Source organism: Achromobacter sp. (assembly GCF_050285585.1).
Taxonomy (GTDB): Bacteria; Pseudomonadota; Gammaproteobacteria; order Burkholderiales; family Burkholderiaceae_B; genus Achromobacter.
In genome coordinates this window covers 6,889-9,306 of record NZ_JBLZXF010000072.1, presented here as the reverse complement: position 1 = coordinate 9,306, position 2,418 = coordinate 6,889, and the positions used below count along the sequence as shown (strand labels likewise).

Sequence of the window (2,418 nt, the reverse complement as noted above, 5' to 3'; positions counted from 1 at the left end):
GTCGTTGTGCTCGTAGACGTTGCCGTTGTGGTCGGCGTAGACGTTGCCGTTGTTCCAGGCCATGCCGCTGTCGGTGTTGCGGTTGTACGTCGCGCCGCGCCGGTTCACGTTGTCCACGCCCTCGCCGGCCGTGCCGGTGGCCGTGGCGGAGGAAATCGTGCTGCGGCCCGTCTGGGTATTGGTGCGCACGTCCTGCCGGCCCGCCGCCCATTGCCCGTCGTCGTTGGAGACCACGCCCGCCCGGCCCGCGCCCGACGCGCCCGTGACCGGATTGGTGTAGGCGCCGCGCCGGCCGGCCGCGGCGTTGCCGGTGTACTCGTTGTAGGCCGCGCCGCGCGAGCCCTCGAACGCGGCGCCGGTCTGCGGGTTGTAGCCTTCGGCGTGGGTGCCCTGCCATTGCGTGCCGGTCCAGCCGTTCCAGCCGGCCGCGTGCGTGACCACGCCGGAGCCGCCCCAGGCGCCGTAGACGTCGACCTGGTTCACGTTCACGCCGCGCCAGTACGGCGCGCAGCAATACGGCCCCCAGTAAGGCGCCGCGCCGCCCCAGACTTCCGCCGCGGCGAACCCGAAGGCGAAGCCGGCGGCCGTATCGAAGGCCGCGTCGTAGCCGTAGCTGGGCGGATAGCCGACCCAGGTGTCCTGCACGATCACCGGCGGATAGGCGTAGCCCGTGCCGTAGACCACGGTGCCGTCCGGCGCCACCACCACGCCCATGTAGCCGGGCGTATAGCCGAACACCACGCTCTGCGGCGTCGATCCGTAGACCTGCACGTAGGTCACGTAGTGCAGCGGCGAGTTGGCGGGGATGGCGTAGATCGTCGGCGGCACGTGGTCGGCCACGCGCCACGGGCCGAAGGCCGAATCCGACACGAACCACACCGCGTGCGACAAGGCGTAGTAGCGGCCTTCGGCCTGGATGACGGGCACCTGCGAGTTGGCGGCGTAGTACAGCGCCGTGCCGGCGATGGGGCGCAGCGTCGGCGAGCCGCCCGCGTACTCCACCTTCAGCCTCGCCGTCTCGCGCGACACCGTCGCGGTCTGCGGAATGGTCGACGCGATCACCGCCTCTTTCGCCTGCGGCGTGCCCGGCACCGACGCCAGCACTCCCGACTGCGGATCGCGCGCCGGTATGCGCGCGAAGTCCCGCGGCAGGCTCTTGCCCGGCACGTAGGACCAGGGCCCGTCGAGCTGGGCGGCGCGGAACCAGCGGCCGGACACCAGCAGGTAGTAGCGGTTGTCGGCGGGATTCATGAACAGGGCGTGATCGGCGTTCGTCACCGAGAGCAGCGAGGTTTCCGGCACCGGCCGCAACTCGGGCTGCCCGACCGTCACCAGCAGTTCGGCCGGAACGGTGGACACCGCGACCGCCGGCGCGCGCTGCGGCGCCTTGCCGTCATGGAGCAGCAAGGGATCGAACGCCGTCTTGCGATGCGCCGCCTCCGCGGCCGCCAGCAAGTCGGCCGAGGGCTGCGCGACGGCCTTCCACGGGCCGTCGACGCCGGCCGCCTCGTACCAATGCCCCGCGGCCTGCAGGAAGTGGCGGTTGGCGCCGTCGACCAGGATCAGCGCGCGGGTGTTGACCACCCGGCGCCAGCCGGACGTATCGGGCACGGCGGCCCAGGCGGGCGCGCCGTCCACCAGCACCAGCACGGTCGGGACGGTGCGATAGACGATGCGCGGCGGCGCGTTGTCCACGGCCACCGGCTTCATGGCCGGATTGTCTTGCGACAACGTGTAGCTCAGTTGCAGCGCGTCCAGCCGCGTGACCACGCCCGAGGCGGGCAGCCTGGCCTCCAGCTCGCTGCGCAGGCGCGCGGCCTCCTGCGGCGCCGTCGGCACTTGCACGCGCTCGACGCGGATGTCCGACAGGCGCACCAGCCCCGCCGGCTTGTTGACATCGGCGCGGGCGGAAAACTCGGCGACGCCGTAGGTCGGATTCCCCTTGGCCTGGCCCACCGCCACCGCCATGCGGCCGGCGATGCGATCCGCCGTCCAGCTATCGATCTGCGGCTGGTACAGCTCGATCCGGGTGCCGTCGGGCGCGTTGAAACTGCGCGGCCATTGCAGCGAGCGCGCGGCATCGGCCTGCTCGCCCGCGGCCTGCGCCGCGGGCTGGCCGGCCGCCCGGGCCGGTTCCTGCCCCTGCGCTTGCGCCGTCGCGGCCAGCGCCACGCTCGCTCCGGCCGCCACGCCGGCCAAGGTGCGACCCAGGCGCAAGCGGCCCAGGCGCCGGCCCGCGGGAACCGCCAGGACCCAGGGCCGGGAGTGCAGACGCCACCATCGGAACCAGCCTTCCACCATGTGAAGCTCCTTTCAAGGATTGGGCTGCCCGCGTAGCGGGCGGCGCGCTCGCCACCCGGACGTGTTCCGCGTCGGCATCGCTTCGGTTTATACGCCAGCTCCGTCGCCGATTCAATC

At 72.3% G+C, this 2,418-nt stretch carries 1 protein-coding gene; it reads right to left on the bottom strand.

Features of this window, described 5'->3' with window-relative positions:
• A partial coding sequence (locus ACN6PJ_RS30750) for a carbohydrate-binding family V/XII (protein WP_427999433.1) occupies positions 1-2,301 on the bottom strand: 2,301 nt, incomplete at its 3' end.
• Positions 2,302-2,418 lie beyond the last annotated feature (117 nt).